This window comes from Frondihabitans sp. PAMC 28766, from assembly GCF_001577365.1.
In the GTDB taxonomy this organism is placed as follows: Bacteria; Actinomycetota; Actinomycetes; order Actinomycetales; family Microbacteriaceae; genus Frondihabitans.
Genome location: NZ_CP014513.1, coordinates 3,107,691 through 3,133,994, shown reverse-complemented (window position 1 = coordinate 3,133,994; position 26,304 = coordinate 3,107,691). Strand labels below are relative to the sequence as shown.

Genomic DNA, 26,304 nt, shown 5'->3' with positions numbered 1-26,304 from the left:
AGGGTTTGTGGAAATCGACGCAACACCACTAGGCCTCGAACCGATGAAGTCCGATGTGAGTGCCTTCCTTAACGAAGCTAAAGCCTCGCGTACTCGCCTTCCCGTTCAAGTCACTGACGTCGTGACAACTGCCGCTGTCGCCTTTGGAGGCGGCCTTCTCTTCATCGTCATTGGACTCGTCAACAGAGGCTTCTCGGACTCGGTTCTCCAGGCGGTTCTCGGCTCAGCGCTTCTCATTGCAGGCACATTGGCAAGCCTTTATGCCGTCGCATACGGGATTCCGAGGATTGTCAGTCTTGCACGGGCTCAGCCTCGACACCTGTTTGTCGAGAAGGGGTTCGCGATCGCGAACGGGTTCGATTTTTTTCTCTCTCGATCTCATGCGAAACCGCCATTCACGGGGATCCCTTTCCGGCTGGGGACGGATCGGGTGTCCTTCGAGGTGATGCGTTCGAACCGGTTGCCGTTTGTCGAGTGGGGCAACTACCGGTACAGCCTGAAGCCCGCGGGGGCACGTAACGTGACGTTCGTGGCGTGGGGTTACCTGCGGGTGCCCCTGACAGACAATGTGCCGAACGCTCTTTTCTGTTTGTCGAAGGTCAAGCAGATGCGCCGATTGACCCGGATCGAGCTTCCTCGGAATCCTGAGCCATCCGGCGCGTTCGACCTGTATTGCGAGCCGGCCGATCGACTCGTGGCAACGGCGATCCTCGACGACGAGACCGTTGAACTCCTGCGGAAGAACAAGTTCAGTTTCGAGTTCGCGGACGGCTACTTCTACGTCTACTTCGCTGGCCTCTTCCGCTTCTGGAAACCCGAAACGGTAAACCTTCTCGCCGACATCGTGACGCGCGTCGAGAACACGCGGGTGGTCGGCAAGTGACAGGGCCCTGTGGGCGCGACCGGCAGAGACGACCTTCCTCGAGCCCCCTTGTCCGGCGTCACGATTGTGAGCTAAGGCCGTGTGGATCGATGCGACGCAGCTAGGTGAAGCGGGGTCAAGCCCGCTGTCGACATGGCTTGAGATAACCCGATGCGGCGACTCGAGCGCAGTTTCGTCGCCAACGCGTAGTAGCCAGGAAATAGGGGGCAAGTGAAGCTCGAAACTGCGCCGCTTCTCGAAGCGCCGAAGAAAATTAATGTGGCGACTTACGTCCAGGAAATCCGATCGTCAGATACGCGACCTCCCATCAAGGTGAGCGACGTCGTGACGACGCATGCAGTAGTCGCGGGCGGCGGTCTTATGTTCGTCGGCCTCGGGTGGCCGGGTTGGGGCCCCACCGAGGAGGGACCGATTCGCGTCCTCGGATACGTCTTGGTTTCGCTCGGCGTGCTTGCGTTCGTCTTTGCCGTTGGTTATGGCGTTCCAAGGATCGTCGGCCTAGTTAAAAACCAGCCCAGGCGACTTCTCGTTGAGAAACGGTTCGCGGCTGTGAACGACTTCGCCTTCTGTCTCTCTCGCCCTCACGATAGGCCGCCTTTCACCGGGATTCCGTTCCGAATGGGTGAGGACCGGGTGTCCTTCGAGGTCATGCGATCAAACCAGCTGCCATTCGTGGAGTGGGGTAACTATCGATACAGCCTCAAGCGCAATGGAGGTCGCAACGTCACGTTCGTGGCATGGGGCTACCTTCGCGTGCCATTGGCCGGAAACGTGCCGAATGCACTCTTCTGCCTCTCGAAGGTGAAGCAGATGCGTCGCCTGACGCGAATCGATCTCCCTCGGAGTCCCGCGTCTGTCTCGCCCTACGACCTTTACTGCGAACCGCGCGACGAGAAGGTAGTGATGTCGGTGCTGGACTCGGATATGGTTGCGCTCTTGCGGAACAACAAGTTCAGTTTCGAATTTGCTGAAGGCTACTTCTACGTCCATTTCGCCGGCCTCTTCCGCTTCTGGAAGCCCGAGACGGTGACCCTGCTCGCTGAAATTGTGTCCCGCGTCGAGGCAATTCGACTGTCGGAGAGCTAGGAGCGTCTCCTGGAAATGGAAGATGGCGCTTCGTGAACATCGACACCAGCATGCTCGAGCGACAGCCCTCGCAATCCGACATCCGGTCGTTCCTCGACGACGTCAATTGAGTCGGCTCCCGGCTCCCTGTGCGCCCGCAAGATTCGCTCCTTCTTGTCGCCGCACTTCTCATTGGTAGCGTCGTCGTGATTGCTGTCGGTGCCTGGAGTTTCTTTCTCGATCCGACGCGGACTTTCCACTACCTGGGCTTAGGTGTGGCCATCGTCGGCATCCTCCTTTTCGCTTTCGGCCTCGGGTGGGGCATCCCCAAGCTGCTCGATGTGTGTGTCCGGCAGCCGAAGCGAGTTTTAGCCGAGTCCAGTTTCGCCGAGGCAAACAGCTTCGACTTCACGCTTTCGAGATCCGACACTCGAGCTGCTCATTCCGGGATCCTCTTCCGGCTCGGGCAAGAGCGAGTTGCGTTCGAAGTCATGCGGCTTCGCGGGGCGCCATTCGTCGAGTGGGGAAATTATCGCTTCAGTACTCCAACAAATAGGGGAAAGAATTCTACGCCTTGGGCCTGGGGCTACCTCATGATCCCGGTGGCCAAGAAGATTCCGAACGCATTGTTGCGTCTCAAGTCCGTGAAGCAGATGAACTCCCTCTCCGCAGTTGAGTTACCCATAGCTGCAACGTCTGTCGAACCCTTCGAGTTGCGGTGTAGCCCGGAGGATCGTCCAGCGATTGATTCACTCCTTGGCGGGCATTTATTGGAATCGCTTGCAAGGCAGCACTTCACTGCCGAGATCGCGGACGGCTACCTTTACCTCTACCGGGCGGAGCTGTTCGCTCTGTCGAAACCCGAGACGGTTGCGAGCCTGGCTCGTCTTGCCACCGCGCTGACGGAACGCTTCGGAACCTCCCAATGCAGGGCGTGAAATCGCAGTGCAGTGGTCTTTGAGCGAGTCCCGCCGGCATGTAGTCATTCCTCCGCACAGTGCCGACCGACGGCGAGAGTGCTCAGGAGGACCAGTGCGACTGAATCCTGCGGGTCCGAGGCCGATCTCGTCCATACCGGAATGGATCTTGAGTCGACTCACGTTCGCGGGGTTGGACCTGAGAACGACATCGCTTGGGACGGCCAGACGCTGCTACTCGAGAACATCCAATCGGCAAGAATTTGAAGCTCTAGGTGAAGTAGAGGGCCTGTGGAAATCGATGCGACGCCGTTGACAGATCTGTCGTCGAAGGCAGAAGCCCAGGCGTTCGTCAATAAAGCAAGGTCTTCCGGCACGCGGCTTCCGGTGAAGGTCACCGATGTCGTCGTGACCACCTCCGTGGTCGCTGGTGGCGGCGCGCTGTTCGTCCTGCTCGGTGTGTTCAATTGGGCCTACGCTGCGTCACGCTGGCAGGGTGTCCTCGGTTCCGTGTCCTTCGTGGTCGGCGTACTGCTCTTCCTCTTCGCCTTCTTCTACGGGGTTCCGAAGATCATTGGGCTCGCCCGTGATCAGCCTCGGCACCTGGTTGTCGAGCAGCGTTTCGCAGCGGCGAACGATTTCGATTTTTTCTTATCTCGGTTTCACGCAAAGCCCTCCTTCATGGGCATCCTGTTTCGCCTCGGCGTGGATCGGGTGTCATTCGAAGTCATGAAGTCGAACCGGCTGCCGTTCGTCGAATGGGGCAATTATCGCTACAGCTTCGTCCACAACCGGGGCCGGAACAGGACACCGATCGGGTGGGGCTATTTGCGCGTCCCCATGGCGAAGCGCGCACCCGATGCGCTGTTCTGTCTTTCACAGGTGAAGCAGATGCGTCGGCTCACACGCTTCGAGCTCCCTCAGAGCCGCGAGCCCCTGGGCGCCTTCGACGTCTTCTGCGAAGCCGCGGACAGACCGGCGGCCACGGCGGTCCTCGATGCCGACACCCTGGAACTCCTGAGGCTTCACAAGTTCAGCTTCGAGTTCGCCGACGGCTACTTCTCCGCCTACAAGGCCGGGCTCTTTCGCCTCTGGAAGCCTGACACGGTGCTCCTGCTCGCCGACGTCGTGTCCAGGATTGAGGGCAGCCACCGCGCCGACAACTAGGGTCGGCAAAAACTTGGACGCCGACTCGCTGAATGACGAGCCTGGCCGATTCGACATGAAGTCATTCCTGCCCGCGCCCAACCCGGTCGTATCACGGCTGCTAGGGCTTTGTGGCGGGGTATCCAAAGATGTGAAAGAGGTCGAGGATCTATGGAGATCGACGTACTGCCACTGGGTGAGGCGCCGTCAGAGGCTAGCGTCAAGTCGTTTCTTGACGAGGCGAAGGCGTCCGGCACTCGTCTGCCAGTCAAAGTGACCGACGTCATCACGACGGTCTCTGTGGCGACCGGAGGTGGGGCGCTTTTCATCTTTCTCGGCTTGGCCAATCAGGGTCTCGCCATGTCGAGCTTCCAGAAAGGCCTCGGGTGGCTTCTCTTCACCGTCGGTGTCGCGACGGTTCTGTTCACGCTCGGTTTTGGGCTGCCAAAGATCTTCGGCCTGGTGCGAAATCAGCCTCGGCATTTGGTCGTCGAGTCATGTTTCGCCGCTGCCAAAGGCTTCGACTTTTTCCTTTCGCGCTCGCACAGCGAGCCGCCCTTCGGAGGGATTCTCTTCCGGCTCGGCCGTGACCTGGTGTCGTTCGAAGTGATGCGGTCTAGTCGGCTGCCGTTTGTCGAATGGGGCAATTATCGATATAGCTTTACGCGGAACGGCGGAAAGAATTGGACGCCGATCGGGTGGGGCTATCTCCGGATGCCCCTGGCCGCTTCGTTGCCCAATGCGCTGTTCTGCCCCTCAAAGGTGAAGCAGATGCGCCGCCTGAGTCGGATCGAGCTTCCTCGGAACCCCGAGTCGTTCGGCGCCTTCGACGTGTATTGCGAGCCGGCCGATCGAGCGGCGGCGACGGCGATCCTCGATGCCGACACCGTGCAACTCCTGAAGAAGAACAAGTTCAGTTTCGAATTCGCGGACGGCTACTTCTACGTCTACTTCGCCGGTCTCTTTCGCCTCTGGAAGCCCGAAACGGTGAAGCTACTCGCCGACATTGTGACGCGCGTCGAGGGCTCGCCCGTTCTCCACAGCTGACCTCGACCTCAAGGCCGCACGGTCATCGTGAAACGCGCGCCGCGCGAGCCGAAGAACGATCGGCTTCGGACTGCCGTCGATCTGGAGCTCATTCGCCCGATCGACCGCGCTCCGCGGAGATAAGTGGCCGATCGGCCCCGGAGGTGGTCCGCGGACTATCTCGACGGCCGACGAACCCCTCTCGGGCTCGACCGGTGCGAGGTTCGCTGGCTCCAACAGCTCTTCAGTCAGGGCGACGTCACTTGCGCCTGAATTCAGGCAGAACTGAAGTCGCTCGCAGAGAAAGGGATACCCCGGAGGCGGGGCGGGCATGCCGGATCGGCCCGGCCGGCACCTGAGGGTGCCGGCGGGCCGATTGGCCGTGGGATGGTAGTCGGTGCGAAGGGCGGCTAGCTGCGCAGGCGAGCCCTGATCAGGAGCCCGAGACCTCCCAGCAGCAGGAGCAAAGCGGTCACGATCGCGACCAGCGGGTTGGCGCTGCCGGTGTAGGCCAGGGTGCCGTCGGCGGCGAGCGCGGTGTTGCCGCCCAGGGCTGCTGCGGTCACGTCGGCCGAGGTGGCTCCGGCGAGCGAGGTGTCGAGAGCACCGGTGACGACGTCACCCGAGCCCGTCGAGGTGCTGACGGTCGTGCCGGCGGGGTCGGTCACCGGGGTGCTCGGCGTACCAGGGTTGCTGGGCGTACCAGGGTTGCTGGGCGTGCCGGGGTCGGACGGGCCAGTCGGGCCGGTGGGGCCAGTCGGGGTGCCGGGGTTGCCCGGGGTCGACGGGTCGCCGGTCGTGGAACCGGTGGTGGTGCTGGTGCCGATCACCGAGACGGCGTTGCCGCCGAGGTCGATGGGCAGCGACACGATCGGTGCGATCTGGGTGCCGCCGAGGATGCTGCCGGTGCCGGTGGTGGTGCTGCCGGTGCCGGCCGTGCCCGAGCCGGAACCACCGGTCGTGCCCGTCGTGCTGCCGGTCGAGGTGGAGTCTCCGAGGACGGAGATCGCGTTGCCCGAAGCCGTGACGGGAGCCGTCACGTCGGGAGCGATCTGGGTGCCCCCGAGGGTGCTGCCGTTGCCGGTGGTGGTGCTGCCGGCACCGGTCGTGCCCGAGCCGGAACCACCGGTAGAGCCCGCTGCGGAGCCAGTCGACGAACCAGTCGACGACGAGTCACCGAGCACCGAGATGCCGTTGCCGGCGACGGTGACCGGCACGTTCAGGCCGACGAGGGCCTGCGTGCCACCGAGGGTCGAATCGCTGCCCGAGGTGCTCGGGGCAGCGGTCGTGGTCTCGGTCGGAGTCGAGGCGGCCGGCGAACCGGACGTCGAGCCCGTCGACGACGAGTCGCCCAGCACCGAGATGCCGTTGCCGGCGACCGTGATCGGCAGCGTCACGTCCGGCAGCACCTGGCTGCCCGAGGCAATCCCGTTCGAGCCGGTCGTGCTGGCCGACGAGCCTGCACCGCTGGTGGCGGGCGCAGGAGCCGACGTGGTCGAGGACCCGGTCGACGTGCTGTCACCGAGCACCGAGATCGCGTTGCCACCCACCGTGACGGGGGCGGTGACGCCGACCACGGCCTGTGTTCCGCCAGCCGTCGAGTGCGCACCCGAGGTGGTCGGCGCGGCAGCGGGAGCGGCGGCGGTGGGAGCAGCCGGAGCGGCCGCAGCAGCAGGCGCAGCCGGAGCGGCAGCAGCCGAGTGCGACGATGCCGAGTTGCCGGCCACCGAGACGGCGTTGCCGCCGACCGTCACCGGCACGTGCACCGAGATGATGCCCTGGGTGCCGCTGAGGATGCCGTGACTGCCCGTGGTGGTCGGCGCGTCAGCGGGTGCCGCAGCCGGCGCCGCAGCAGCCGAAGCAGCAGCGGGGGCAGCGGCGTGCACGGCCGACCCGGTGCTGGTCGAGCGGCCGATCACGCTGATGGCGTTGCCGGCGGCATGCACCGGTGCGGTGATGGCCGAGGCGACCTGCGTGCCCGACGCGAGGGCGTCGGATCCTGTGGTCGTGGCGGCGTTGGCCGCCGTTGCGCCGACGGCCCAGAGGCCTCCGACGAAGCAGGCTCCGATGAGCCCGCGGAAGACGTACTTGTTCATGGTCGTACTCCTGAAGTCGCACGTGCCTTGGCACGCGTATGAGTGACACGGTGAGCGCTGAGCGCCCGGGGAGATGCCGCACGAGGCGGCGAGGGTCAGTGACCGCGACGAACGCGGCGGTGACCCGTCTCAGTCAGGAGTCGTGTCGGAGTCGAACGTGGGCGCGGCAGGCACGATCTCGCGCTTGCCGGCGCCGGTGGAGAGCTGAAGGAGGGCCGGACGCACGAAGGCGTCGCCGGTCAGCGCGGTGGCCGAACCGCCCGCGGCAGGGGAACCGGCGCCCGCCGAGCCGCCGAGGCTGCCGTCGGGAAGGGCGGGGGCACGGTCGGGCGACGCGGGGGAGGCCGGCGCGGGTGCAGGGGTCGAGCCGTTCGCGGGGGTGGAGCCGCCCGTGTTCGACGTGGCGGAGGCACCCAGCGGGCTCGCCGCGGGGACGGACGGGGTCGTGGCGGCGACGACGGCGGGAGCGCCGGTCGCCGAAGACGAGTTGCCCGAAGCGGCCTGGGCGACGGCCGAGGCGACGAACGAGGAGCGCAGGATGCCGGGGGCCGGGTAGTCGGTGTGTGTCACCGGCGCGATCGGCGAGACGCCGACGACGGGAACGGTGACGGTCACAGGAACAGTCGTGGGGCCGGTCGGCGCGGTCGAGGCGACGCCCGACGAGAGTGCCGCGACCGTCGTGTCGACCGTGCTGACAACCGGAGTCGTGAGCGTGCTGACCGGGGATTCTCCGGTGATCGCAGCGACGACCGGGACGCTGTTGACGACCTTGTCGACCGTCCTCGCGACCGGGGCCACGATGTGATCGACCGGCTTCGCGGAGGACACCGCAGTGAGCGTCTGGGGGACGACCGGGGCGACGGCCTGGACGACGTGCTGCACGGCAGGGACGGGGGCCGTGGCCTGCGTGGCGACGTGTGTGACGGTGGAGACAGTTGATCCTGCGGTCTTCGCGACACCCGAGACGACCGGGGTCGTGAGGTGCGTGACCGGGGTGGTGACGTGCTCGACGACCTTCGTCAGCGAGCCTGCGAGGCCGCCGGAGGTCGGGGCCGGTGCGGCGGCTGGCGGCGCGGCGGCAGAAGGCGCGGCGGCCGGAGTCGCCGCGGAGGCCGATTGCGACGACAAGAAGACGCTCAGCACGATCAAAGCCGCCCCGACGAAGCCCGCGATCAGCAGCAGCCGGACCAGCGCGAAGGCGCGCGGCGACGTCGGAAGACGCCTGTCGCGCACTGCCGTCTGATCCACGGCGATCACCTTCAACGGTCGATCGAGCCTTCGAGAACTTGCCTGTCGGAGTTGGTTGGACTCCATCGCCGAGGTGGTTGGCCTCGACGTTGACTGAACCATACGCTCTGGTCCGGCCCGGTGTCCACCACATCTCGGTAGGCTCGCAGGCGATGTTCGAACTCCATCATCTGAGCGCCCAGGAGCAGTACGACTGGCTGCGCCGCGGCGAGGTCTCGCCCCGCGAGCTCGTCGACCACTACCTCGACCGCATCGACCGAATCGACGGCGCTCTCGGCGCCTTCACGACCGTCACGCCCGAGGCCGCGCGCGCTCGAGCCGACGCGCTCGGTGCAGTGGGCCGCACGGCCGCACCGCTGTGGGGCCTGCCGCTCGCCGACAAAGATCTGTACGACCGCGAGGGCGTGCCGACCTGGTCGGGGTCTCGCCTGTCGAAGGGAAGGACGCCGAGGGTGTCGTCCGGCATCGCACACGACGTCGACGAGGCGGGCGCCATCAGCCTCGGCAAGACGGCGACGCCCGAGTTCGGTCTGACGAGCTACACCGAGACGCTGATCGGGCCGCCGACGCGCAACCCTTACAACCTCTCACTCGGGCCCGGCGGCTCGAGCGGAGGGGCGGCTGCTGCGGTCGCGGCCGGGCTCGTCCCGTTCGCGCCGGGCTCCGACGGCGGCGGCAGCATCCGCATCCCGGCGGCCGCCACCGGGCTCGTCGGGCTCAAGCCTTCCCGTGGGCGAGTGCCGTCGCAGTCGGGGATCGCGAGCCTCGGCGGTCTCTCGGTGGGCGGGCCGCTCGCCCGCACCGTGGCCGACGCGGGGATGCTGCTCGACGCGATGGTCGCACCCGACTCCGGGGTGCCGCGCGACCTGTACGCTCTCCGGGCCCCGTCGAATCCTGAGGGCTCATGGCTCGGGTCGGCGGTGCGCGGCGAGGGCCGGTTCCAGATCGGCGTCATGACGACGAGCCCCTGGGACGACGTGTACGACGTGCGGCTCGACACCAGCGTGCTCGAAGCCCTCACTGTCGCAACGACCCAGCTCGAGCAGATCGGCCACGGCCTCGACGAGGCGGCCCTCGCGCCCTCCGACTACGGGCGCTGGTTCACGGTGCTCTGGCAGGCCGGCGCCGCGTCGATCCCCGCCGAGGGGGCCGACCTCGACCTGCTCGAGCCGATCACGCACTGGCTCGTCGAGCGCGGCAGGGCCCTGTCGGCGAGAGACCTCGGGCAGGCGCTGGCCGGGTTGACCGCATACGAGCGGTCGGTGATCCGGCAGTTCGACGCCTTCGACGCGGTGTTGACGCCCACCCTCGCGCTGCCGTCGAGGCCGATCGGCTGGTACGACAGCGAGGACGCCGAGAAGAACTTCGAGCAGCAGTGCCTCTACGCGCCGTTCACCTCGTTCGTCAACGTGGCGGGGCTGCCGGCGATCTCGCTGCCGGTGCACGTCGACGCCGCGGGCCTGCCCGTCGGGGTGCAGCTGATCGGGCGGCCGGGGCGCGAAGACGTGCTGCTCTCGATCGGGGCGCAGCTCGAGCGGCGGCTGAAGTGGCAGAGGCGGTACCCGCCGCAGTGGTGATCCGCCGATCGAGAGTGCGCAAATCGCGACCTTCGACGAAAGTGAGCCGCGAGTTGCGCACTCTCGGGGGAGGCGCGCGCTACTCGCGCGGGGGAGCGACGTCGAGCGTGGGCACGGCGGCGATCAAGCGCCGCGTGTAGTCGTGCTGGGGCGCGTGCAGCACCTGATGAGTCGAGCCCTGCTCGACGATGCGGCCGCCCTGCATCACGGCCACCCGGTCGGACAGGTGGTTGACCAGCCCGAGGTCGTGCGACACGATCAGCAGCGACAGCCCCATCTCGTCGCGCAGCTCGGCGAGCAGCGTGAGGATCTGCGCGCGCACGGTCACATCGAGCGCGCTCAGCGGCTCGTCGCCGACGAGCAGCCGCGGCCGGTGCACGAGTGCGCGGGCGAGGGCGATGCGCTGCCGCTGCCCGCCCGAGAACTCGTGGGGGTAGCGGTCGAGGCTCCACGTTCCGAGGCCGACTCGGTCTAGCATCGAGGTGACCAGGGCACGGTGGTCGCCCTCGACGTGGAGCGCCTGCAGGGGCTCGGCCACGATGTCGAAGGCGCGCATCCGTGGGTCGAGCGAGGCGTAGGGATCCTGCAACACGATGCCCGTCTGCCGCCGCAGCCACCGCAGATCGCGAGCACGCCCGGGTCGCACCGGCTGCCCGTCGAACGAGACGGTGCCCGCGGATGCGGCGTCGAGTGCCAGCAGGATCCGCACGAGCGTCGATTTGCCGCTGCCCGACTCTCCGATGAGCCCGACGCTCTCGCCCTCGCCGACGGTCAGCGACGCGTCGACGAGAGCGTGTCGCACGACGCCCGGTGTGAAGATCGACCGCCGGGGCAGGACGAAGTCGCGCGAGATGGACTCCGCCGACAGAAGGGTGCTCAAGAGGCGCTCCAGGTGGTGTCGCGGGCGGCGGCCACGAGGCTCTGCGTCACGGGGTGCACGGGGGAGTGCAGGATGCCGGCAATCGGCCCGCTCTCGACCGAGCGCCCGCCCGAGAGCACGACGACGTCGGTGGTGATCTGCGCGAGCACCGCCAGGTCGTGGGTCACGAACACCAGCGACATGCCGCGCTCGTCGACGAGGCGCTGCAGCAGGTCGAGGATCTCGGACTGCGTCGTGACGTCGAGGGCCGTCGTCGGCTCGTCGGCAAGCAGCAGGGACGGCCGGCTGATGAGCGCCGTGGCGATGCCGACGCGCTGTCGCTGCCCGCCCGAGAGCTGGTGCGGGTAGAGGTCGACGATGGTGGACGGGTCGGGCAGACCGACCTCGTGCGCGGCCTCGATCGCGCGATCGCGAGCCGCCTTCTTCGAGAGACCCTCGTGGATGCGCAGCGGTTCGCCGATCTGCCGGCCGATCGTGTGCAGCGGGTTCAATGCCGTCTGGGGGTCTTGGAAGACCACTGCCACCTGCGCACCCCGCAGTGCTGCCCGCTGCCGCTCGGAGAGCGCTAGCACCTCGTCGCCGTCGAGCCGGACGCTTCCGGTGACGGTCGCCTCCTCGGGGGCCAGACCGATCAGCGAGAGCACGGTCAGCGACTTGCCCGACCCGGATTCTCCGATCAGCCCGAGCCGCTGCCCGTCGGCCACTGTGAACGAGAGGTCGTCGACCACGACGCGGCCGCCGATCTCCACCGTGAGCCCGGTCACCTCGAGAGTCATGAGCGCCGCCTTCCACGCCGGAGCTGCGGGTCGGTGGCTTCGCGCAGCGCGTCGCCGAGCAGGTTGAACGCCAGCACGCTCAGCGTGATCGCCGCTCCCGGCCAGACCACGCTGCCCGGGTGGATGGCGATATAGACCTGCAGGTCGTTCAGCAGCCGGCCCCACGACGCCGTGGACGCCGAGGCGCCATAGCCGAGATACGACAGCCCGGCCTCCGACAGGATCGACGTCGCCATCGCCAGCGACAGCTGCACGATGAAGACCGGGGCGACGTTGGGCAGGATGTGCCGCATCAGCACTCCGGGCGACGACAGCCCGCTCGCTCTCGCCGCGAGCACGTAATCGGTGCCGCGCACCCGCCGCACCTCGCCACGCGAGACCCGAGCGATGTTGACGCCGAAGCCGATCCCGACCGAGGCGATCACGACGCCGAGCGAGCCGCCGAGGATCGACGAGAGCAGCATCGCGATCAAAATCACGGGGAAGGCGATCAGGATGTCGAGCAGCACCGCGGTGCCCTCGCGCACCCAGCGCGCCGTGAGCGACCCGAGGGCTGCCAGGCCGATCCCGACGAGCGACGCCAGCGCGCCGGCAAGCACCGACACGATCAGTGTCGTGCGCGTGGCGGCGAAGACGTAGCTGAAGATGTCACGGCCGATGCTGTCCGTGCCGAAGAGGTGCGCCGCCGAGGGCCCCTGCCACGCCGCGTACGGGTTCGTCGCGAACGGGTCGTGCGGGGTCCAGAAGCTCGACACGATCGCCGACGCGACGAGCAGCAGGATCCAGACGCCGGCGCCGACCCCGGCCGGCCGCCGCAGCAGCTCGGTGAGCCACGTCTGCCGACGGCGGGGCTCTCCGCCCGTCCGTCTCTCGTCGGTCCGAGTCTCGACCGCGCTCACGAGTCACGCTCCCGCAGTCGCGGGTCGACGAGACGGTGAATCAGGTCGACGGCGAAGCCGAGCACGAGCACCAGCCCCGTGAGTGCCAGCAGCTCGCCCTGCACCTTGGTGAGGTCGCGCACCCCGACGTCGGAGACCAGCATCCTGCCCACCCCCGGCAGCGCGAAGAGCTGCTCGACCAGCACGGCCCCGACGAGCAGCCCTGCGATCTGCACGCCGAGCACCGCGACGACGCTCAGCATGACGTTGGGCAGCCCGTGGCGGATGACGGCCTGCGTGCGGGTCAGCCCCTTCGCTGCGGCGGTGCGCACGTAGTCCTCCCCGAGGGCGCCGAGCGTCGCCGAGCGCGTGAAGCGCAGGATCACGGCCCCCTCGATCACTCCGAGGGTCAGAGCCGGCAGGATCAGACTCCGCAGCGCCTGCCCGGGCTCGGCCCAACCGTCGGTCGGGTAGCCCTGCGTCGGGAAGACGCGGATCGCGACGGCGAACACGGCGATCAGGATCATCCCGCCCCAGACCGCCGGCACCGCGGCGAACGCCTGCGCGATGATCGAGATCACCGTGCCCGAGAGCTTCCGCCTCTTCAGTGCCGACAGCACTCCGAGGGGGATGCCCAGCACGAGGCCGAACACGAGCGAGAGCCCGGCGAGGGGCAGCGTCACCGAGAACTTCTGCACCAGCTGCGACGAGACCGACGACCCTGTCACCAGAGAGGTGCCGAGGTCGCCGTGCACGAGGCCGCCGAGCCACTCGAGATACTGCAGGATCAGCGGGCGGTCGAGCCCCAGCGACTTCCGGATCGCCGCGACCTGGGCCGGCGACGACTGGGTGCCCGCGATCACCTGCGCGACGTCGCCCGAGAGCAGGCGCAGCGTGAAGAAGATCAGCGCGCTGGCGACCAGCAGCCCGATCAGCAGCAGGACGACCCGCCCCAGGACGAATCGCGTCACTACGACTTCTGCAGGTTCGCCAGGTCGAGTCGCGCCGAGGTGCTGGAGTAGGGGAAGCCCGTGATGCCCGAGTGGACCGCAGTGAGTGTGGTGGCCGTGTAGAGCCACTCGCCGGCCGCGTCGTCGGAGACGATCTTCGCCGCCTGCGCGAGCTTCGCATCGACGACCGAGTCGGAGGTCGCGGCGAGGGCCTGGGCGTAGAGGCCCTGCACCTGCTTGTTGTCGTAGCCGAAGTAGTACTGCGGGTTCGCCCAGTTGCCGAAGTCGTGCGACTCGGCGTGGTCGACGATACTCAACTGGTAGCTGCGCGGCGAGCCGTTCGTCGGGGCGGTGAACACCGTGTTGAGCCAAGTGGTGAAGTCGACCTGCTTGACCTTGAGCGTGATGCCCACGGCCTTGAGCTGAGTGGTGAGCACGTCGCCGATCGACGCCGGGTAGATGTTCGGATACGTGAGGTTCAGTGTGAGGCCGGTCTTGCCCGCGGCCTTCAGCAGCTTCTTGGCGCCCGACGGGTCGTAGGCGTCGACGCTGTCGAGGTTCTGATAGCCGGGGTCGAGTTGGGGGATGGGGCCGCCCTGCTGCACGCCGGCGCCGCCGAGCGCCTTGATCAGGGCCTTCGTGTCGATGGCCTCGCGGATCGCCTCGCGCACCCGGATGTCGGTGAACGGCGCGATCGCGTCGTTGAACGCCAGCGTGTACTTGTCGGTCGTCTTGCCCGACTTGAGGCTGACACCCGAGACACCCTTGAGCTGCGCGTCGAGAGTCGGGTCGACGGCGGTCTGCACGTCGACGTCGCCCGAGATCACGGCGTTGATGGCCGCCGACGGGCTCGTGTAGTACTTGAAGACGACTCCGGCGACCTTGGCCTTGGTGCCCCAATATGTCGAGAAGCGGGTCAGGTGGATGCTGTCGCCCTGCTTCCAGCTCTGCAGCTTGTAGGGGCCGGTGCCGTTGGCGGTCGTCTTCAGGTCGTTCGTCGCGGCCTTCTCGAGCACGAGGCCGGCGCGGCCGGACAGCGCCCACAGCAGCTGCGAGTCGGGCTTCGCGAGCTTCAGCTCGACGGTGTCGGCCGTGGGGGCGGTGATGCTCGTGACTCCCGCTAGATCGGTGCTGTTCTGGTAGGTGTCATTCGACTTGACCTGTTCGAGCGACCAGACGACATCCTGCGCCGTCATCGTGGCGCCGTCGTCGAACGTCACACCCTTGTGCAGCGTGAAGTCGTACGTGAGGCCGTCGGACGACACCGTGTGGCTCGACGCGAGGACGTTGACGATCTTGTTCGTCGAGGTGCGGCCGACGAGACCCTGGTAGACGTTGTCGATCAGCACCTGGTCGAGCGAGATGCCGGCCGTCGTGCGGATGTCGAGGTCGGTGGGCTCGAGCACGAGGCCGACGTTGACCGTCGCGCCCGTGTCCGCGGCTCCAGTGGACTTCGTCGTGGTGCCCGACGACGAGCAGCCGGCGAGCACGAGGGCGGCCGCCGCAGTGACGGCGGCGAGTGGGAGGAGGCGGGTGGAGCGAAGGCGCTGGGTGAGGCGCATGGCTGGGGCAGACCTTTCGGGACCGGCTGCGATCGTCGCGGGGTTCGTGGCCACTGTTCGTCGCAGGACAGGCGGACCACCGTGTCGTCGGTGAGCACGGTGCTGTGGAGGGGCGCCCTGTTGCTGTTGAACAGGATGCCGGTGCTGAATCGCTCGTCGCTGGTGAACGCCCGATCGCCCTCCACCGCGGGTCGCTGCTGAACCCGGGGCCACTGAGAAAAGTATCACGAGGCCTGCGAGTTTCCTCGGATGTGACGAACGACGTAGCGCAGAAGGTAAGCCTTACCTATATTGAGAAGGACATGTTCCTCGACACCCGTGAGCCCGCCCTCCAGCCCAGCGCCACTCGCATCCTGTTCGCAGGCGACGCCTCGTCGATCGACGGCATCCAGACGATGCTCGAGGTGTTGCCGATCTGTGCCCGCGGCCAGGTCTTCATCGAGGTCGACGACGCGTCGCAGATGTTCCCTCTCGAAACGCCCGGCCGTGTGTCGGTCGCGTGGCTCGACCGATCGCGCCGCAGCGGCCGCCCCGGCACCGGCGAGGGCTGCGCGCCCGGCATGGCTCTCGAGCGGGCCGTGCGCGCGTGGCTCGGCGAGTTCTTCGTCGACCGCGAGGCCCTCGTCGACAGCGACTACGTCTTCTGGATCGGCGGTGAGGCCGGGTTGGCGTACGACCTGCGGCACGATCTCGCCGAGCTGTTCCAGGCGCCGACCTCGACCGTCTAGCCCCCTTCGGAGCTCCGGCAATCGGTTTTCGGTGAGGCCTTACAGGTTTCTCAGCGGCCGTCTGACAGAGTCGTGCCGTGGGGATCCTGCTTGCCTTCGTCGGCGCCGTCTGCCTGGCCATCGGCACCGAGGTGCAGAACCGTGGCGTGCACGCGACGTCCAGTGACCGCACCGACTCGCTGAGCGGACGCAACTTCGGTCGCCTGCTCTTCAACCCCGTCTGGCTCGGCGGTGCGGCCCTGATCGGCATCTCGATCGTGATGCAGCTGACGAGCCTCCTGCTCGCGAACCTCGTGGTGGTCCAACCCATCGGCGTCATCGGCCTGATCGTGACGGCCTTCCTCGGCGCCCGACGAACGCACACCGGCCTCTCGCGCCGACGCCTCCTCGGCATCGTCCTCTGCATCGTCGGCATCGCCAGCTTCGTGATCACGGCAGGTTTCGTCGGCCGCACGCCGACGGTGACGACGGGCGAACTCATCGTCGTGCTCGGCATCCTGGTGATCGTGGCCGCTCTCGGCCTGCTGCTGCACCGGGTCAACCGCAGCGCCCTCGCCTACTCGCTGGCGGGGGCGGTCATGTTCGGCTTCGTCGCGACGCTCGCCCAGCAGCTGCTGCACGACCTCGTCTCGTTGAACTTCAGCGTTCTCTTCGTCGTGGCACTCCTCTTCGTCGGCGCCGCCGGCCTCCTCGGGTCGTCGTGGGTGCAGAACGCCCAGGCGAAGGGCACCTCGACTCTCGTGCTCGCCGGCTTGACCGTCGTCGACCCGCTCACGGGCGTGCTGCTCACCGGCCTCGTCTTCGGCGAGCTGACCGCTGCCCCGGCAGGCGCGGTCGCCTGGATGCTCGTCTCGGGCGCGATCGCCGTCGTCGGCGTCCTCTTCGTGTCGCAGGACTGACCCGGCCTGCCGCATGCGGCAGGAGCGGGCCGTCGGGCTCCTCCTGCAGCAGCTGATCGATCGATGCGCCCGAGACCCGGCAGCGCACGATCACGAGGATGACCGCGACGAGAAGCGTCCGGGCGAACCGCCGCCAGCCGTTGGAGAGCGTCGGCACCGAGCAGGAGAGTGTTTGCGAAAAGCTTGATCGGCTCTGGACGCAATCGACGTTTTCGAGAACACACTTCCCCGCCGTCACCTCGCCGGACGCGGCAGGAGACCGGGCGGGGCACGCGGCACCCGCACTGGGGGAGGCGGTGTGGGCCGGGGATGGCCTACACCTGGAGGTGCGCTCGGGACAGCGCGAAAGGGGCAACAGCATGGGATCGTTCGTCAACCCGGTCGTGAGGCCGATGATGCAGGGCAAGGCGCGTGCGATCCTGCGATCCGGATTTCCTGTCAGCCCCCTCCATTCGACCGAGGGCTCCGCGACGGTCAGCACCCCCGGGCACAACCCCGACCGCGTGCTGCTCGTCGGCAACGGCGCGCTGAGCGGCTGGGGCGTTGCCAGCCAGGACGACGCCATCCCCGGCCACCTTGCGCGGGAGCTCTCGTATCGCACCGCGCGCGCCGTCGAAGTCGACCTCGTCGTCGATCTTGCAGCACGCCTCGCCACGGCCGAAAGCCTTCTCGAGGGCATCGACCTGCACGCCTACGACGCGGTCGTGGTGGTCGTCGGCGTGAGCGACGCACTGCAGCTGCTGCCGGCGCGCGAGTGGGCCGCGGCCTTCAGCGCTTTCACCCGCGCCCTCGTCGCCGGTGTGTCGTCGGTCGTCGACGTCGTCTTCATGGGGATCCAGCCGCCGAGCACTGTGCCGTTCTTGAACCTTCCGATCGGGGGTCGCGTCGATCACGTCGCGAAGGATCTGAACGCGGTGACGCGGTCGCTCTGCAGCGATCGGGTGCGCTACCTCGAGCCTCCGCGGCTGGAGCGCATCGGCCCGTCGGCTCCTGGGCCCGCCGACCCCGCCGAGATGGAGCGTGTCTCGGCCGGCTACATGAGTTGGGCCGTCGCCCAGGCCGACCTACTCGCGCGCCTCCGCGCCGAGAACGTGGCCTGGTCGCGCTGAGCCTGCGCCGTGGGGCTCGCGACAGAGGGCTGGTGCGGGCGGCAGAACGTGCGCTACCGTGGTGCTCCCGCTCGGCACTCCGCTCGAGCCTGGTGATGGCCTGCGTCCGCCGCGAAGGGCGCCACACATGAATCGCAGTCAGCGCTTCGGCGCCTCGTCCACATCCGACTTCGACAGCAAGGGCGGCTCGACGCCCGTTCGATGAATCGCGCCCGGGCCACCCGGCCTCGGCCCGCTATCTGGTCTCCGACGGGCTGCGATCCGCTTCCTGAACCGGACGCGTGCGAAAGACGTGGGTCGGGGCCTCAGCCGCATCTCGCCGCGCAGGCGATCCACGAGGCGTGCAGGCGTCCACTCGGCACGATCATCGTTCACACGGTCGCAGAACGGCTTGCGGCCTTCACCGGACCGCAGGATCTCGACGACTTGCTTGCCGAAGTCCGCATCGAGTCTCCCATCGGTCGGCTCAGGCTGCATGAACTCGGACAATGGCTGTTCCGTTACGGCACGTGCCTCAGCCAGGTGCAAGCCGGTCTGGCACTACTCGACGGCGACCCGATCAGTCTCCAGCCGGTCTTTCGGTAGGGTCGCGGGATGACTGACGATCCTCTCGCAGGCGGCGCCGTGCCTTCCGTCCGCCTTGCAGGCGGCGCCGTGCCTTCCGTCCGCCTTGCAGGCGGCGCTGTGCCTTCCGTCCGCCTTGCAGGCGGCGCTGTGCCTTCCGTCCGCCTTGCAGGCGGCGCTGTGCCTTCCGTCCGCCTTGCAGGCGGCAACATGAACGAAGTGCGGCGCGAGGGCGACACGGTCGTGCGCGTCGCCGGGCCGTGGACGCCGACGGTGCACCGCTACCTGCGCTATCTCGAGATGGCCGGCATCGACTGGGCGCCGAAGCCGCTGGCGGTGGAGGGCGAGCACGAACGCCTCACCTTCCTCGACGCCGACGTGCCCGTGTATCCCCTGCCCGAGTACGTGTGGGCCGAGGGTGTGCTCGACGACGGCGCCCGGATGCTACGGCAGCTGCACGACGCCAGCATCGGCTTCGGGCTCGACGACTCCGTGTGGCAGTCACGCACCAAGGTGCCCGCCGAGGTGATCTGTCACAACGACTTCTCGCCGCACAACCTCGGATTCCGCGACGGCCGGATCGTAGGGGCGATCGACTTCGACATGTGCTCACCCGGGCCCCGGCTGTGGGATCTCGCCTACTTCGCGACGCGAGTCGTGCCGCTCGGGGCCGACACACCCGCGGGCGCGCCGACTATGGCCGAGGCGAGAGGTCGCACCGAGAGGATCCTGCGGTCGTACGGCTCGGACGCGACCTGGGACGACGTGCTGCGTGTCGCGATCATCCGGCTGTGGGACCTCGCCGACCTCTCACGCGACAAGGCCGTCGAGCTCGGCAAACCCGAGCTGGTGGAGAACGCCCAGATGTACGAGCGCGACGCCGGGTACCTGGCGGAAGTCCGCCGCGCCGGCTGACGCGCTTGGCTGCGGCACAGGCGCTGCGGCGTAGACCGGTCGGAGGTCGCGCACCCGAGTGCGACCCACGACGAGAGGACGGACGCGACATGGCGACCGAGATCACCGAAGGCGGCCAGGCGACACTCGAGGCACGCGACCGGATGCGCGACACCGACCTGCCGCTGAATGAACGCTTCACCGACGACTTCACCGACCACGACCCGGCCGAGGGCCAACCGGCCGACGGATCGGGGATCGCCTGGTTCTGGGAGCAGTTCGGCAAGTCGTTCTCGGATCTCGACCGTGACGTCATCGAGACGATCGCCACCCCGACCAAGATCATCACCGTGATGAACCTCAGCGGCACGCACACCGGCGACTTCATGGGGCACGCGCCGACCGGCAAGCGCTTCACCGTGCGCAACGTGCAGGTCATCGGCTACCGCGACGGCAAGGCCAGCGACCGCTGGGGCTCCACCGACCAGGTCGGCATCCTGCAGCAGCTCGGCCTTATCTGACGTTCGCATTGTCGGCGAGACAAGATGCTCGTCGCTAGGCTCGGCGGATGAGCTTCACGTGCTAGCAATGCCGTCGGCAGCAGCCGGGCGAGCCGCATCGCACGGCGACACGGGGCCTGCGACGACTGCTTCCGCGCGTTCCAGAGTGCAGCTGCTGGGGTGATCGCCGGAGGGGGCGCGCCCGCGGGGCCTGAGCCTCCAACCGGACAATTTCGGGGTCGAAACGTGTCCGGTCGGAGGTTCAGGTCAGGGCCGGGGCCGGAGACAGGCCGACAGTGCGCTATGCGGCGAGGAGTGCGCGCCACTGCGCCTGCGCGTCGGCGATGTCGGTCTGGCGGTGGAGGGCCACCCCGTCGAACTCGAACAGCTCGAGGTCGAGGTCGAGCGGCTCGGTGCCCGGCTCGGAGATCGACAGGCGGAGCAGCGGCACGAACGGCTGCGCTTCGATGACCGGTTCGGTGGCGCTGCCGACGCCGACCACCTGCGCCGTCGGGATGGAGGCGGCCAGCCACACCGGGTCCTCGTCCGCGTAGAACAGGATCGATCCGCCGGCCACCACGACGGTCAGGTACGAGTCGCCGACGACCGGAAGCTTCTTCTCGCCCGTCTCCTGCTTCTCGACGGCGCGCAGCACTATGCGGGCGGGGAAGGTGGCGCGGACGTGGTGGCGGGCGACATCGGGGTGGAGGGCCGCGACCTCGGCGTCGCGGGCGGTGGCTTTCTCGTCATGGGTCGTCGTAGGCATTGGTCGACCGTACCCCCGGCTCTCTGCCCCGGCCCGCTCGCTCGTTCCCGCGCGTCTCCCCGGGCCTCGAGGCACCACCGATCAGACCGGATTCATGTCGCAGGGGGCTGATTCCCGTCGGATCGGTGGTGCCTCAGCGATGCTGCGCGGCGCGCGGAAAACGGAGGCCGACGAGCGCAGCACGGCGGGGCCGAGCGAGAGCCGCCCGGAGGTCATTGGCTCGCACCGCATCCCGCCGCGCCCGCGCATGGCCGTGAATGCCCCGGGTGCCAGCTCACGGTCCATCCACGCACACGGGTTCGCCGGTCGGTTGCCCTGCAGCACGACCGGCCCGTCGCCCGTGTCGAGGCTGAAGACCACGTCGCGCAGGGCGTCGGCGTCGAGGCCGCGCAGCACGATGTTGCGCCGAGTGGCCGCAGGATCCAGATGGCTCACTCCGACGAGACGGCCCACCTCGTCGAGTGCCTCGCCCGCCATCACGGTGACCGAGGCATGCCGATGCGCGGGCTTCGCGTAATAGCGGTCACCGACGATCCCGAGCCCGGCGCGCAGCTCGATGCTCGACGGGGTCTCGTCGCCGTCGGCGGGAGCCGCGCCGTCGGCGGGCCGGCCGTCGTAGCGATGCGTGGGGCTGGCCAGCAGCAGCTCGATGTGCACCGCCGCCTCGAACGGCAGCGCCGGCAGCAGCCCGCCCACGTCAGAGGTCACGCCGCCAACCCTACGCACGCCCCTCGCACCGACAAAGCCCCATCGCTCACGCGACGAGCCGCGCCAGCGGTACCACCATCGGCGTGTGCGCCTGCGGGTCGTCGACGATCTGGCAGGGGAGGCCGAAGACCTCTTCGACGAGCGACGCGGTGACGATGGCTGCGGGGCGACCCTCGGCGATGATCCTGCCGTCTTTCATCACCACGAGGTGGGTGGCGTAGCGCGCGGCCTGGTTGAGGTCGTGCAGCACCGCCACGAGGGTGCGGCCCTCGCGGTGGAGGCGGGCGCAGAGCTCGAGCACTTCGTACTGGTGGGCGATGTCGAGGTAGGTGGTGGGCTCGTCGAGCAGCAGCAGCTCGGTCTCCTGCGCCAGCGCCATCGCGATCCACGCGCGCTGTCGCTGACCGCCCGACAGCTCGGACACGTGGCGCGAGGCCAACGACGCGACGCCGGTCGCTTCGAGAGCCTCGGCCACGGCCGCCTCGTCGGCGGCCGACCACTGCCGCAGGAGGCCCTGGTGGGGGAAGCGCCCCCGCCCGACGAGGTCGCGCACGACGATGCCCTCGGGGGCGATCGGGCTCTGCGGCAGCATGCCGATGCGCTTGGCTACGTCTTTGCTGCGGTACGACGAGATCGGCCGGCCGTCGAGCAGCACCTGCCCGGCCTGCGGCTTGAGGGTGCGGGCCAGGGCTTTCAGCAGTGTCGACTTGCCGCAGGCGTTCGGGCCGATGACGACGGTGAGCTCGCCGTCGGGCACCTCGAACGAGAGGTCGTCGGCGACGACCCGATCGTCGTAGCCGAGACGCAGGGAGCGTGCACTGAGCGTGGCCATCAGACCGTGCCTTTCTTCCATTCCCGCACGAGCAGGTAGCCGAGGTAGACGCCGCCGACGCAGGCGGTGAGGAGGCCGACGGGCAGTTGCACGCCGAAGAGACCCAACTGCACGACGTAGTCGGAGAGCACCATCATGCAGGCGCCGACCACCGCCGACAGGATCAGGCCGGCGCCGGGCGCACGAGCGAGCCGCTTCGCCACCTGCGGCGCGGTGAGCGCGACGAACGAGATCGGCCCGGCCGCGGCGACGGCCGCGGTCGCGAGCCCGAGCGCGATGAGCACGACGAGCGTGCGGGTGAGCCCGGTGCGAGCACCGAGCGCGTCTGCGATCTCGTCGCCCATCTCGACGAGATCGAGGCGGCGGGCCAGCAGCACGGCACACGGCACCAAGATCACGACGGCGAGCCAGATCACCGAGGCGTCGCTCCACGATCGGTCGGCCAGAGTGCCGCTGATGTACGCGGCGAGCTGCACGGCATCCTGCGAGCCGACCCGCGTGAGGGCGAACTGCACGAAGGCGAGCGCCATCGCCGAGACCCCGATGCCGACGAGGATCATGCGGCTCGGCGAAGTGAACCCTCGACCCGTGCCGACCCAGACCAGCCCGATCGCGACGACCGAGCCGACGAGGGCGCCCAGAGGGACGGACAGGATTCCGGGGATCAGCAACCCGAACGTCGCCGCCCCCGCGCTGGCGCCCGACGAGAGCCCGATGACGTCGGGGCTGCCCAGCGGATTGCGCGTCACGGTCTGGAAGAGTGCGCCTGCGACGCCGAACGCCGCCCCGACGCCGATGGCGGTGACGAGTCGGGGCCCGCGGTAGATGTTCAGGATGAAAGCGGCGCGCGCATCCTGCTCTCCGAAGATCGACGCGAGAAGGCGGGGCACGGGGATGCCGAGCGACCCGGTGCTGAGGGTGGCCACGCTGAGGGCCAGCAGCACGAGAGCCGACACGGCACCGACGACGAGGGCCCGAGGAGAGTAGGGAAGGCTCAGCCAGGATCCGACGCGTATGACGGGGCGCGGAACAAGGGTCGCGGCGTCGCCCGAGGCCGCCGACGCAGCCGAGACGGTGCTGGTCATTCGCGCCCCCGCATCCGTCGCACGGCGAACAGGAGCACGGGAGCGCCGAGGAAGGCGGTGATGACGCCGACCTGCACCTCCTGAGGGCTGGCGATGACGCGCCCGAGCACGTCGGCGAGCAGCAGAAGGGTCGGGCCCACGAGGGCAGCGAACGGCAGGAGCCAGCGGTGGTCGGCGCCGGTGAAGGTGCGGACGATGTGGGGCACCGCGAGCCCGATGAACGAGATGGGCCCGACGGCGGCCGTCGAACCCGCGCAGAGCAGGGCGGCCGCGATGCCGCCGATGATGCGCGTGCGACCCACCTTCGCGCCGAGCGCCGTCGCGGTGTCGTCGCCGAGCGCCAGCGCGTTGAGTGACCCCGGCAGCAGGGCTGCGAGCACGAAGCCGAGCCCGAGGTAGGGCAGCACCTGGGCGACGAGCGACGAGTCGCGGCCCGCGAGCGAGCCGATCACCCAGAAGCGGTAGTCGCTGAAGACCGACGGGTTGCTGAGGGTGAGAGCCTGGATGTAGGCGCCGACGACCGCGGTGATGACCGCCCCGGCCAGCACCAGCCGGACGGGTGTCGCCCCGCGGCGGCCCGACCCGAGCAGGAAGACCGCGGCGGTGGCGGCGAGGGCACCGGGCAGGGCGAGCCAGACGCGCTCCTGACCCGTGCCCGAGCTGAAGAAGACCATCCCGGTGACGATGGTGGCGGCGGCGCCGACGTTGACGCCGAGGAGGCCCGGGTCGCCGAGCGGGTTGCGGGTGAGCCCCTGGACGATCACGCCCGCCACCGAGAGGGCGGCGCCGCAGAGGAGGCCGAGCAGGGTGCGCGGGATCCTGCTCTGCACGACCGTGTCGTCGTACGCGTGACCGGGGTGGACGAGAGCCTGCCAGACCGTGGCGAGCGGCACGGCCTGCGTGCCGACGGCGAGGCTCAGGAAGACCGCGAGCACCAGGATCCCGGCGGCGAGGGCGAGCGCCGGTGCCAGCGTGCGCGCCCGTGGTCGACGCGCCCCGCGGCCGCGACCAGGCGCGCCCGACGGGCCGGGCGACGTGCGCCCGGCCCGCGGGAGTGCTGGTGACGCGGTGTCAGCCAACCCTCGAGGCGGCCTTCTTGATCATCGCGGTGTAGCGCGGCAGGGCGTATGGCACGCTGAGCGGCGTGATGAAGGTCGACGCCATTGCGAGCTTCTGGTCGACGTTCGGCACGTACGAGCCGCGCTTCACGGCCGGGATCTGCGCGAACAGCGGCTGTGCCTCGATCTGCTTCTGGTTGGCCGTGTCGTTGAACCACGTGAACAGGATGTCGGTTTTGTCGAGCAGGTTGGCCTTCTCGAGGCCGATGTCCGACGTGAACGTGTCTTTCGAGGCGGGGAGGGCCGCGATGTTCTTCGTCTCGGTGAGGCCGAGCGCCTTCACGACCTCGACGCGGGGTCGCCCTGCTGGTAGATCGACAGCGAGCCGGGCTCGGCCGAGTAGACGTAGGCGAAGGTGAGGCCCTTGAACTCGGGGTTCTTCGTCGAGTAGTTCGCCAGAGTCGTCTTGAGGTCGCCGATCTGCTTGTCGACGAGAGTCGTCTTGCCGAGGGCCTTGCCGATGATGCGCATCTGGGTGTCCCAGGTGGTCTGCCACGGCTTGCCGGGGTAGGCGACGGTCGGGGCCAGCGCGCTCAGCGTCTTGTACTGCGCCGCCGTGATGCCCGACTGGGGCGCCAGGATCACGTCGGGGTCGAGCGAGGCGATCTTGGCCACGTCGATGTCGGGGTAGACGTCGAACGTCTGGGGGATGGCGCCGCCCATCTTCTTGATCGCCGCGGTGTCCCACGGGTAGTCGCCGGTGGAGTCGTTGCCGAAGCTCTGCTTCTCGATGCCGACGGGGTCGACGCCGAGCGAGACGACGGTGTCGGTCGTGCCCCAGCCGATCGTGACGACGCGCTTCGGCTGGGACTTGATGGTCGCCGTGCCGAGCGCCGACTTGATGCTGACGGGGAAGGCGCCCTTGTCGACGCCGGACGTCGACGAGGAGGCCTTCGTGTCGGACGACGACCCGGAGGACGACGGGGTGCTGCAGGCCGCGATGCCGATCACGAGACCGGCGGCGACGGCGACCGTCGCGATGCGGCGGAGGAGTGGTGTGGACACAGGAAGGGGGGTTCCTTTCGTGGGGTGAGCGCGCCGAAGGCAGGGGTGCCTCAGGAGGACAGCGCCAGGGAGCTAGTTCTCGGACTTGCCGTGCCGCCAGTAGCCCATGAAGGCGACCTGCGAGCGATCGATGCCGACCTCGCTGACGAGGAAGCGGCGGAGGGTCTTGATGGCGGATGCCTCGCCGGCGAGCCACGCATAGAGGTCGCCGCCGGCCGCGGAGCCCTCGGGAACCTCCCAGAGGATCTCGTGGTCGACGTCGATGTCGCCCGGGGTGACCTGGTCGCCCGGCCTGCCATGGTGCTGAGCCGTCACGAAGCGGCTCGTCCAGTCGCGGACGGCGGCGATGAGGGGTTCGCCGTACGGCGGGGCGCTGTCGTCGGATGCGTGGCGAGGGAGCCAGTGCACGTCGACGCCGTCGGGGTGGAGCAGAGGGAGGATGTCGGAAGCGTGCGGAACCTCGAGGAAGACGCACCCCGTCGCATCCTCTGCCAGCTGCTCGAGGATCGCCGTGATGGCCGGCACCGCGGTCTCGTCACCGACGAGCAGCAGCGTGCGCGCCGTGCCGGGGTGCCACTCGATGCCGCCCGGCGCCTGCCCGCCGCGGGCATCGGGCCCGACGATGATGATCTCGTCGCCGATCACGGCCGACTCGGCCCAGGCAGATGCCGGCCCGCCGTCGCCGTGGCTGACGAAGTCGACGTCGACTTCGGCCTCGTCACGGCGGATGGCCCGGGCGGTGTACGTGCGGAGCGGGTTGCGCCGGTGGTCGGGCAGTTCGCGCCAGAGCTGCCACCACGACCAGGCGTCGTCGCCGGTGGGACCGTGTTCGGTGGGACCGTGTTCGGTCGGGAAGTGGTCGAAGCCGGAGCCCGGCAGCGGGAGGACGAGCTTGATGCGCTGGTCGAGACCGGTGTCCAAGAAGTGCACGAGCTCGGAGCCACCGAACGTGATGCGCACGAAGCTCGGGCTGAGTCGGCTGACGCGGCGCACGGTGACCCGGTAGGGGCTCTGCGTCGGTCGGGTCGGCGTCGAAGTAAGCACAGCCTAACTATGGCATGCCTTACCTAACCATCCGGAGCGCGGTCTCTC

At 68.4% G+C, this 26,304-nt stretch carries 26 protein-coding genes; 11 read left to right on the top strand and 15 right to left on the bottom strand.

The genetic code is table 11. From position 1 onward, the window contains the following. Positions 1-7 precede the first annotated feature (7 nt). The 5 genes from AX769_RS14945 to AX769_RS14925 all read left to right on the top strand — a co-directional run bounded on the left by AX769_RS14945 (position 8) and on the right by AX769_RS14925 (position 5,058). Entirely contained in the window at positions 8-883 is an 876-nt protein-coding gene (locus tag AX769_RS14945; RefSeq protein WP_157887652.1) for a hypothetical protein, read from the top strand. Between the two features lie 210 nt (positions 884-1,093). Continuing rightward, complete coding sequence (locus AX769_RS14940) at positions 1,094-1,969, top strand: hypothetical protein (protein ID WP_157887651.1); 876 nt, start codon at positions 1,094-1,096, stop codon at positions 1,967-1,969. Between the two features lie 128 nt (positions 1,970-2,097). Beyond that, positions 2,098-2,886: a hypothetical protein gene (locus tag AX769_RS14935; protein WP_066280884.1), complete on the top strand. Its 789-nt coding sequence runs from the start codon at positions 2,098-2,100 to the stop codon at positions 2,884-2,886. Between the two features lie 270 nt (positions 2,887-3,156). Further along, a complete protein-coding gene (locus AX769_RS14930) occupies positions 3,157-4,032 on the top strand; it encodes a hypothetical protein (RefSeq protein WP_157887650.1) in 876 nt (291 codons plus the stop codon). A gap of 150 nt (positions 4,033-4,182) precedes the next feature. Then, positions 4,183-5,058, top strand: coding sequence for a hypothetical protein (locus tag AX769_RS14925; protein WP_066280879.1), 876 nt, complete (start codon positions 4,183-4,185; stop codon positions 5,056-5,058). A gap of 389 nt (positions 5,059-5,447) precedes the next feature. Here the strand turns inward: AX769_RS14925 and AX769_RS14920 are convergent, their stop codons facing one another. Then, the gene (locus tag AX769_RS14920) at positions 5,448-7,133 is read right to left on the bottom strand and encodes a chaplin family protein (RefSeq protein WP_066280877.1); all 1,686 of its coding nucleotides are present in this window, start codon (positions 7,131-7,133) and stop codon (positions 5,448-5,450) included. A 129-nt stretch (positions 7,134-7,262) separates the two neighbouring features. Next, complete coding sequence (locus AX769_RS14915) at positions 7,263-8,381, bottom strand: hypothetical protein (protein WP_157887649.1); 1,119 nt, start codon at positions 8,379-8,381, stop codon at positions 7,263-7,265. Positions 8,382-8,533: 152 nt separating this feature from the next. Between AX769_RS14915 and AX769_RS14910 the strand changes: the two genes are divergently transcribed. Next, complete coding sequence (locus AX769_RS14910; protein ID WP_066280873.1) at positions 8,534-9,958, top strand: amidase; 1,425 nt, start codon at positions 8,534-8,536, stop codon at positions 9,956-9,958. A gap of 79 nt (positions 9,959-10,037) precedes the next feature. On the opposite strand, the gene AX769_RS14905 is transcribed toward AX769_RS14910, so the two are convergent. The 5 genes from AX769_RS14905 to AX769_RS14885 are packed head-to-tail and all read right to left on the bottom strand — an operon-like array spanning position 10,038 to position 15,004. Beyond that, positions 10,038-10,838, bottom strand: coding sequence for an ABC transporter ATP-binding protein (locus tag AX769_RS14905; RefSeq protein ID WP_066280871.1), 801 nt, complete (start codon positions 10,836-10,838; stop codon positions 10,038-10,040). Continuing rightward, positions 10,835-11,614 (bottom strand): ABC transporter ATP-binding protein, encoded by a 780-nt coding sequence (locus AX769_RS14900; RefSeq protein ID WP_066280866.1) that lies wholly within the window; start codon positions 11,612-11,614, stop codon positions 10,835-10,837. The genes AX769_RS14905 and AX769_RS14900 overlap by 4 nt, the downstream gene beginning before the upstream one ends. Continuing rightward, positions 11,611-12,513 carry an ABC transporter permease gene (locus AX769_RS14895; protein ID WP_369824031.1) on the bottom strand — a complete coding sequence of 301 codons (903 nt, stop codon included), beginning with the start codon at positions 12,511-12,513 and terminating at the stop codon, positions 11,611-11,613. The genes AX769_RS14900 and AX769_RS14895 overlap by 4 nt, the downstream gene beginning before the upstream one ends. Next, positions 12,510-13,463: an ABC transporter permease gene (locus AX769_RS14890; protein WP_066280864.1), complete on the bottom strand. Its 954-nt coding sequence runs from the start codon at positions 13,461-13,463 to the stop codon at positions 12,510-12,512. The genes AX769_RS14895 and AX769_RS14890 overlap by 4 nt, the downstream gene beginning before the upstream one ends. Beyond that, complete coding sequence (locus AX769_RS14885) at positions 13,463-15,004, bottom strand: ABC transporter substrate-binding protein (protein WP_066280861.1); 1,542 nt, start codon at positions 15,002-15,004, stop codon at positions 13,463-13,465. Before AX769_RS14885 ends, AX769_RS14890 begins: the two co-directional genes overlap by 1 nt. 302 nt (positions 15,005-15,306) lie before the next feature. Here AX769_RS14885 and AX769_RS14880 point away from each other — a divergent pair, with 302 nt between their 5' ends. The 5 genes from AX769_RS14880 to AX769_RS14855 all read left to right on the top strand — a co-directional run bounded on the left by AX769_RS14880 (position 15,307) and on the right by AX769_RS14855 (position 19,719). Next, complete coding sequence (locus AX769_RS14880; RefSeq protein WP_066280860.1) at positions 15,307-15,732, top strand: SIP domain-containing protein; 426 nt, start codon at positions 15,307-15,309, stop codon at positions 15,730-15,732. A 77-nt stretch (positions 15,733-15,809) separates the two neighbouring features. Continuing rightward, positions 15,810-16,631, top strand: coding sequence for a DMT family transporter (locus AX769_RS14875; protein ID WP_066280857.1), 822 nt, complete (start codon positions 15,810-15,812; stop codon positions 16,629-16,631). Between the two features lie 359 nt (positions 16,632-16,990). Then, positions 16,991-17,740 carry a hypothetical protein gene (locus AX769_RS14870; protein ID WP_066280855.1) on the top strand — a complete coding sequence of 250 codons (750 nt, stop codon included), beginning with the start codon at positions 16,991-16,993 and terminating at the stop codon, positions 17,738-17,740. A 774-nt stretch (positions 17,741-18,514) separates the two neighbouring features. Beyond that, a complete protein-coding gene (locus tag AX769_RS14860) occupies positions 18,515-19,219 on the top strand; it encodes a phosphotransferase (protein WP_066280850.1) in 705 nt (234 codons plus the stop codon). A gap of 89 nt (positions 19,220-19,308) precedes the next feature. Next, a complete protein-coding gene (locus AX769_RS14855) occupies positions 19,309-19,719 on the top strand; it encodes an ester cyclase (protein WP_066280847.1) in 411 nt (136 codons plus the stop codon). Positions 19,720-19,999: 280 nt separating this feature from the next. Here AX769_RS14855 and AX769_RS14850 read toward each other — a convergent pair whose 3' ends face one another. From AX769_RS14850 to AX769_RS14815, 8 genes are all read right to left on the bottom strand, one after another. Further along, positions 20,000-20,464, bottom strand: coding sequence for a hypothetical protein (locus tag AX769_RS14850; protein WP_066280844.1), 465 nt, complete (start codon positions 20,462-20,464; stop codon positions 20,000-20,002). An 81-nt stretch (positions 20,465-20,545) separates the two neighbouring features. After that, complete coding sequence (locus AX769_RS14845; protein WP_239451807.1) at positions 20,546-21,172, bottom strand: molybdenum cofactor biosysynthesis protein; 627 nt, start codon at positions 21,170-21,172, stop codon at positions 20,546-20,548. A gap of 46 nt (positions 21,173-21,218) precedes the next feature. Beyond that, positions 21,219-22,004: an ABC transporter ATP-binding protein gene (locus tag AX769_RS14840; RefSeq protein ID WP_066280840.1), complete on the bottom strand. Its 786-nt coding sequence runs from the start codon at positions 22,002-22,004 to the stop codon at positions 21,219-21,221. Beyond that, positions 22,004-23,089 (bottom strand): iron chelate uptake ABC transporter family permease subunit, encoded by a 1,086-nt coding sequence (locus AX769_RS14835; RefSeq protein WP_082763842.1) that lies wholly within the window; start codon positions 23,087-23,089, stop codon positions 22,004-22,006. Before AX769_RS14835 ends, AX769_RS14840 begins: the two co-directional genes overlap by 1 nt. After that, positions 23,086-24,168: an iron ABC transporter permease gene (locus AX769_RS14830; protein WP_082763841.1), complete on the bottom strand. Its 1,083-nt coding sequence runs from the start codon at positions 24,166-24,168 to the stop codon at positions 23,086-23,088. Before AX769_RS14830 ends, AX769_RS14835 begins: the two co-directional genes overlap by 4 nt. After that, positions 24,161-24,490, bottom strand: coding sequence for a hypothetical protein (locus AX769_RS14825; protein WP_066280835.1), 330 nt, complete (start codon positions 24,488-24,490; stop codon positions 24,161-24,163). Before AX769_RS14825 ends, AX769_RS14830 begins: the two co-directional genes overlap by 8 nt. Then, on the bottom strand, positions 24,487-25,212 hold the full coding sequence (locus tag AX769_RS14820; protein ID WP_066280832.1) for an ABC transporter substrate-binding protein: 726 nt from the start codon (positions 25,210-25,212) through the stop codon (positions 24,487-24,489). Before AX769_RS14820 ends, AX769_RS14825 begins: the two co-directional genes overlap by 4 nt. Positions 25,213-25,284: 72 nt before the next feature. Continuing rightward, positions 25,285-26,256 carry a siderophore-interacting protein gene (locus AX769_RS14815; RefSeq protein ID WP_066280829.1) on the bottom strand — a complete coding sequence of 324 codons (972 nt, stop codon included), beginning with the start codon at positions 26,254-26,256 and terminating at the stop codon, positions 25,285-25,287. Positions 26,257-26,304: the final 48 nt, after the last annotated feature.

Coding starts and splice junctions, on each gene's coding strand:
- AX769_RS14925 (WP_066280879.1), top strand. CDS start 4,183: ATGGAGATCGACGTACTGCCACTGGGTGAGGCGCCGTCAGAGGCTAGC.
- AX769_RS14920 (WP_066280877.1), bottom strand. CDS start 7,133: ATGAACAAGTACGTCTTCCGCGGGCTCATCGGAGCCTGCTTCGTCGGA.
- AX769_RS14910 (WP_066280873.1), top strand. CDS start 8,534: ATGTTCGAACTCCATCATCTGAGCGCCCAGGAGCAGTACGACTGGCTG.
- AX769_RS14900 (WP_066280866.1), bottom strand. CDS start 11,614: ATGACTCTCGAGGTGACCGGGCTCACGGTGGAGATCGGCGGCCGCGTC.
- AX769_RS14885 (WP_066280861.1), bottom strand. CDS start 15,004: ATGCGCCTCACCCAGCGCCTTCGCTCCACCCGCCTCCTCCCACTCGCC.
- AX769_RS14880 (WP_066280860.1), top strand. CDS start 15,307: ATGTTCCTCGACACCCGTGAGCCCGCCCTCCAGCCCAGCGCCACTCGC.
- AX769_RS14870 (WP_066280855.1), top strand. CDS start 16,991: ATGGGATCGTTCGTCAACCCGGTCGTGAGGCCGATGATGCAGGGCAAG.
- AX769_RS14860 (WP_066280850.1), top strand. CDS start 18,515: ATGAACGAAGTGCGGCGCGAGGGCGACACGGTCGTGCGCGTCGCCGGG.
- AX769_RS14855 (WP_066280847.1), top strand. CDS start 19,309: ATGGCGACCGAGATCACCGAAGGCGGCCAGGCGACACTCGAGGCACGC.
- AX769_RS14850 (WP_066280844.1), bottom strand. CDS start 20,464: ATGCCTACGACGACCCATGACGAGAAAGCCACCGCCCGCGACGCCGAG.
- AX769_RS14840 (WP_066280840.1), bottom strand. CDS start 22,004: ATGGCCACGCTCAGTGCACGCTCCCTGCGTCTCGGCTACGACGATCGG.
- AX769_RS14835 (WP_082763842.1), bottom strand. CDS start 23,089: ATGACCAGCACCGTCTCGGCTGCGTCGGCGGCCTCGGGCGACGCCGCG.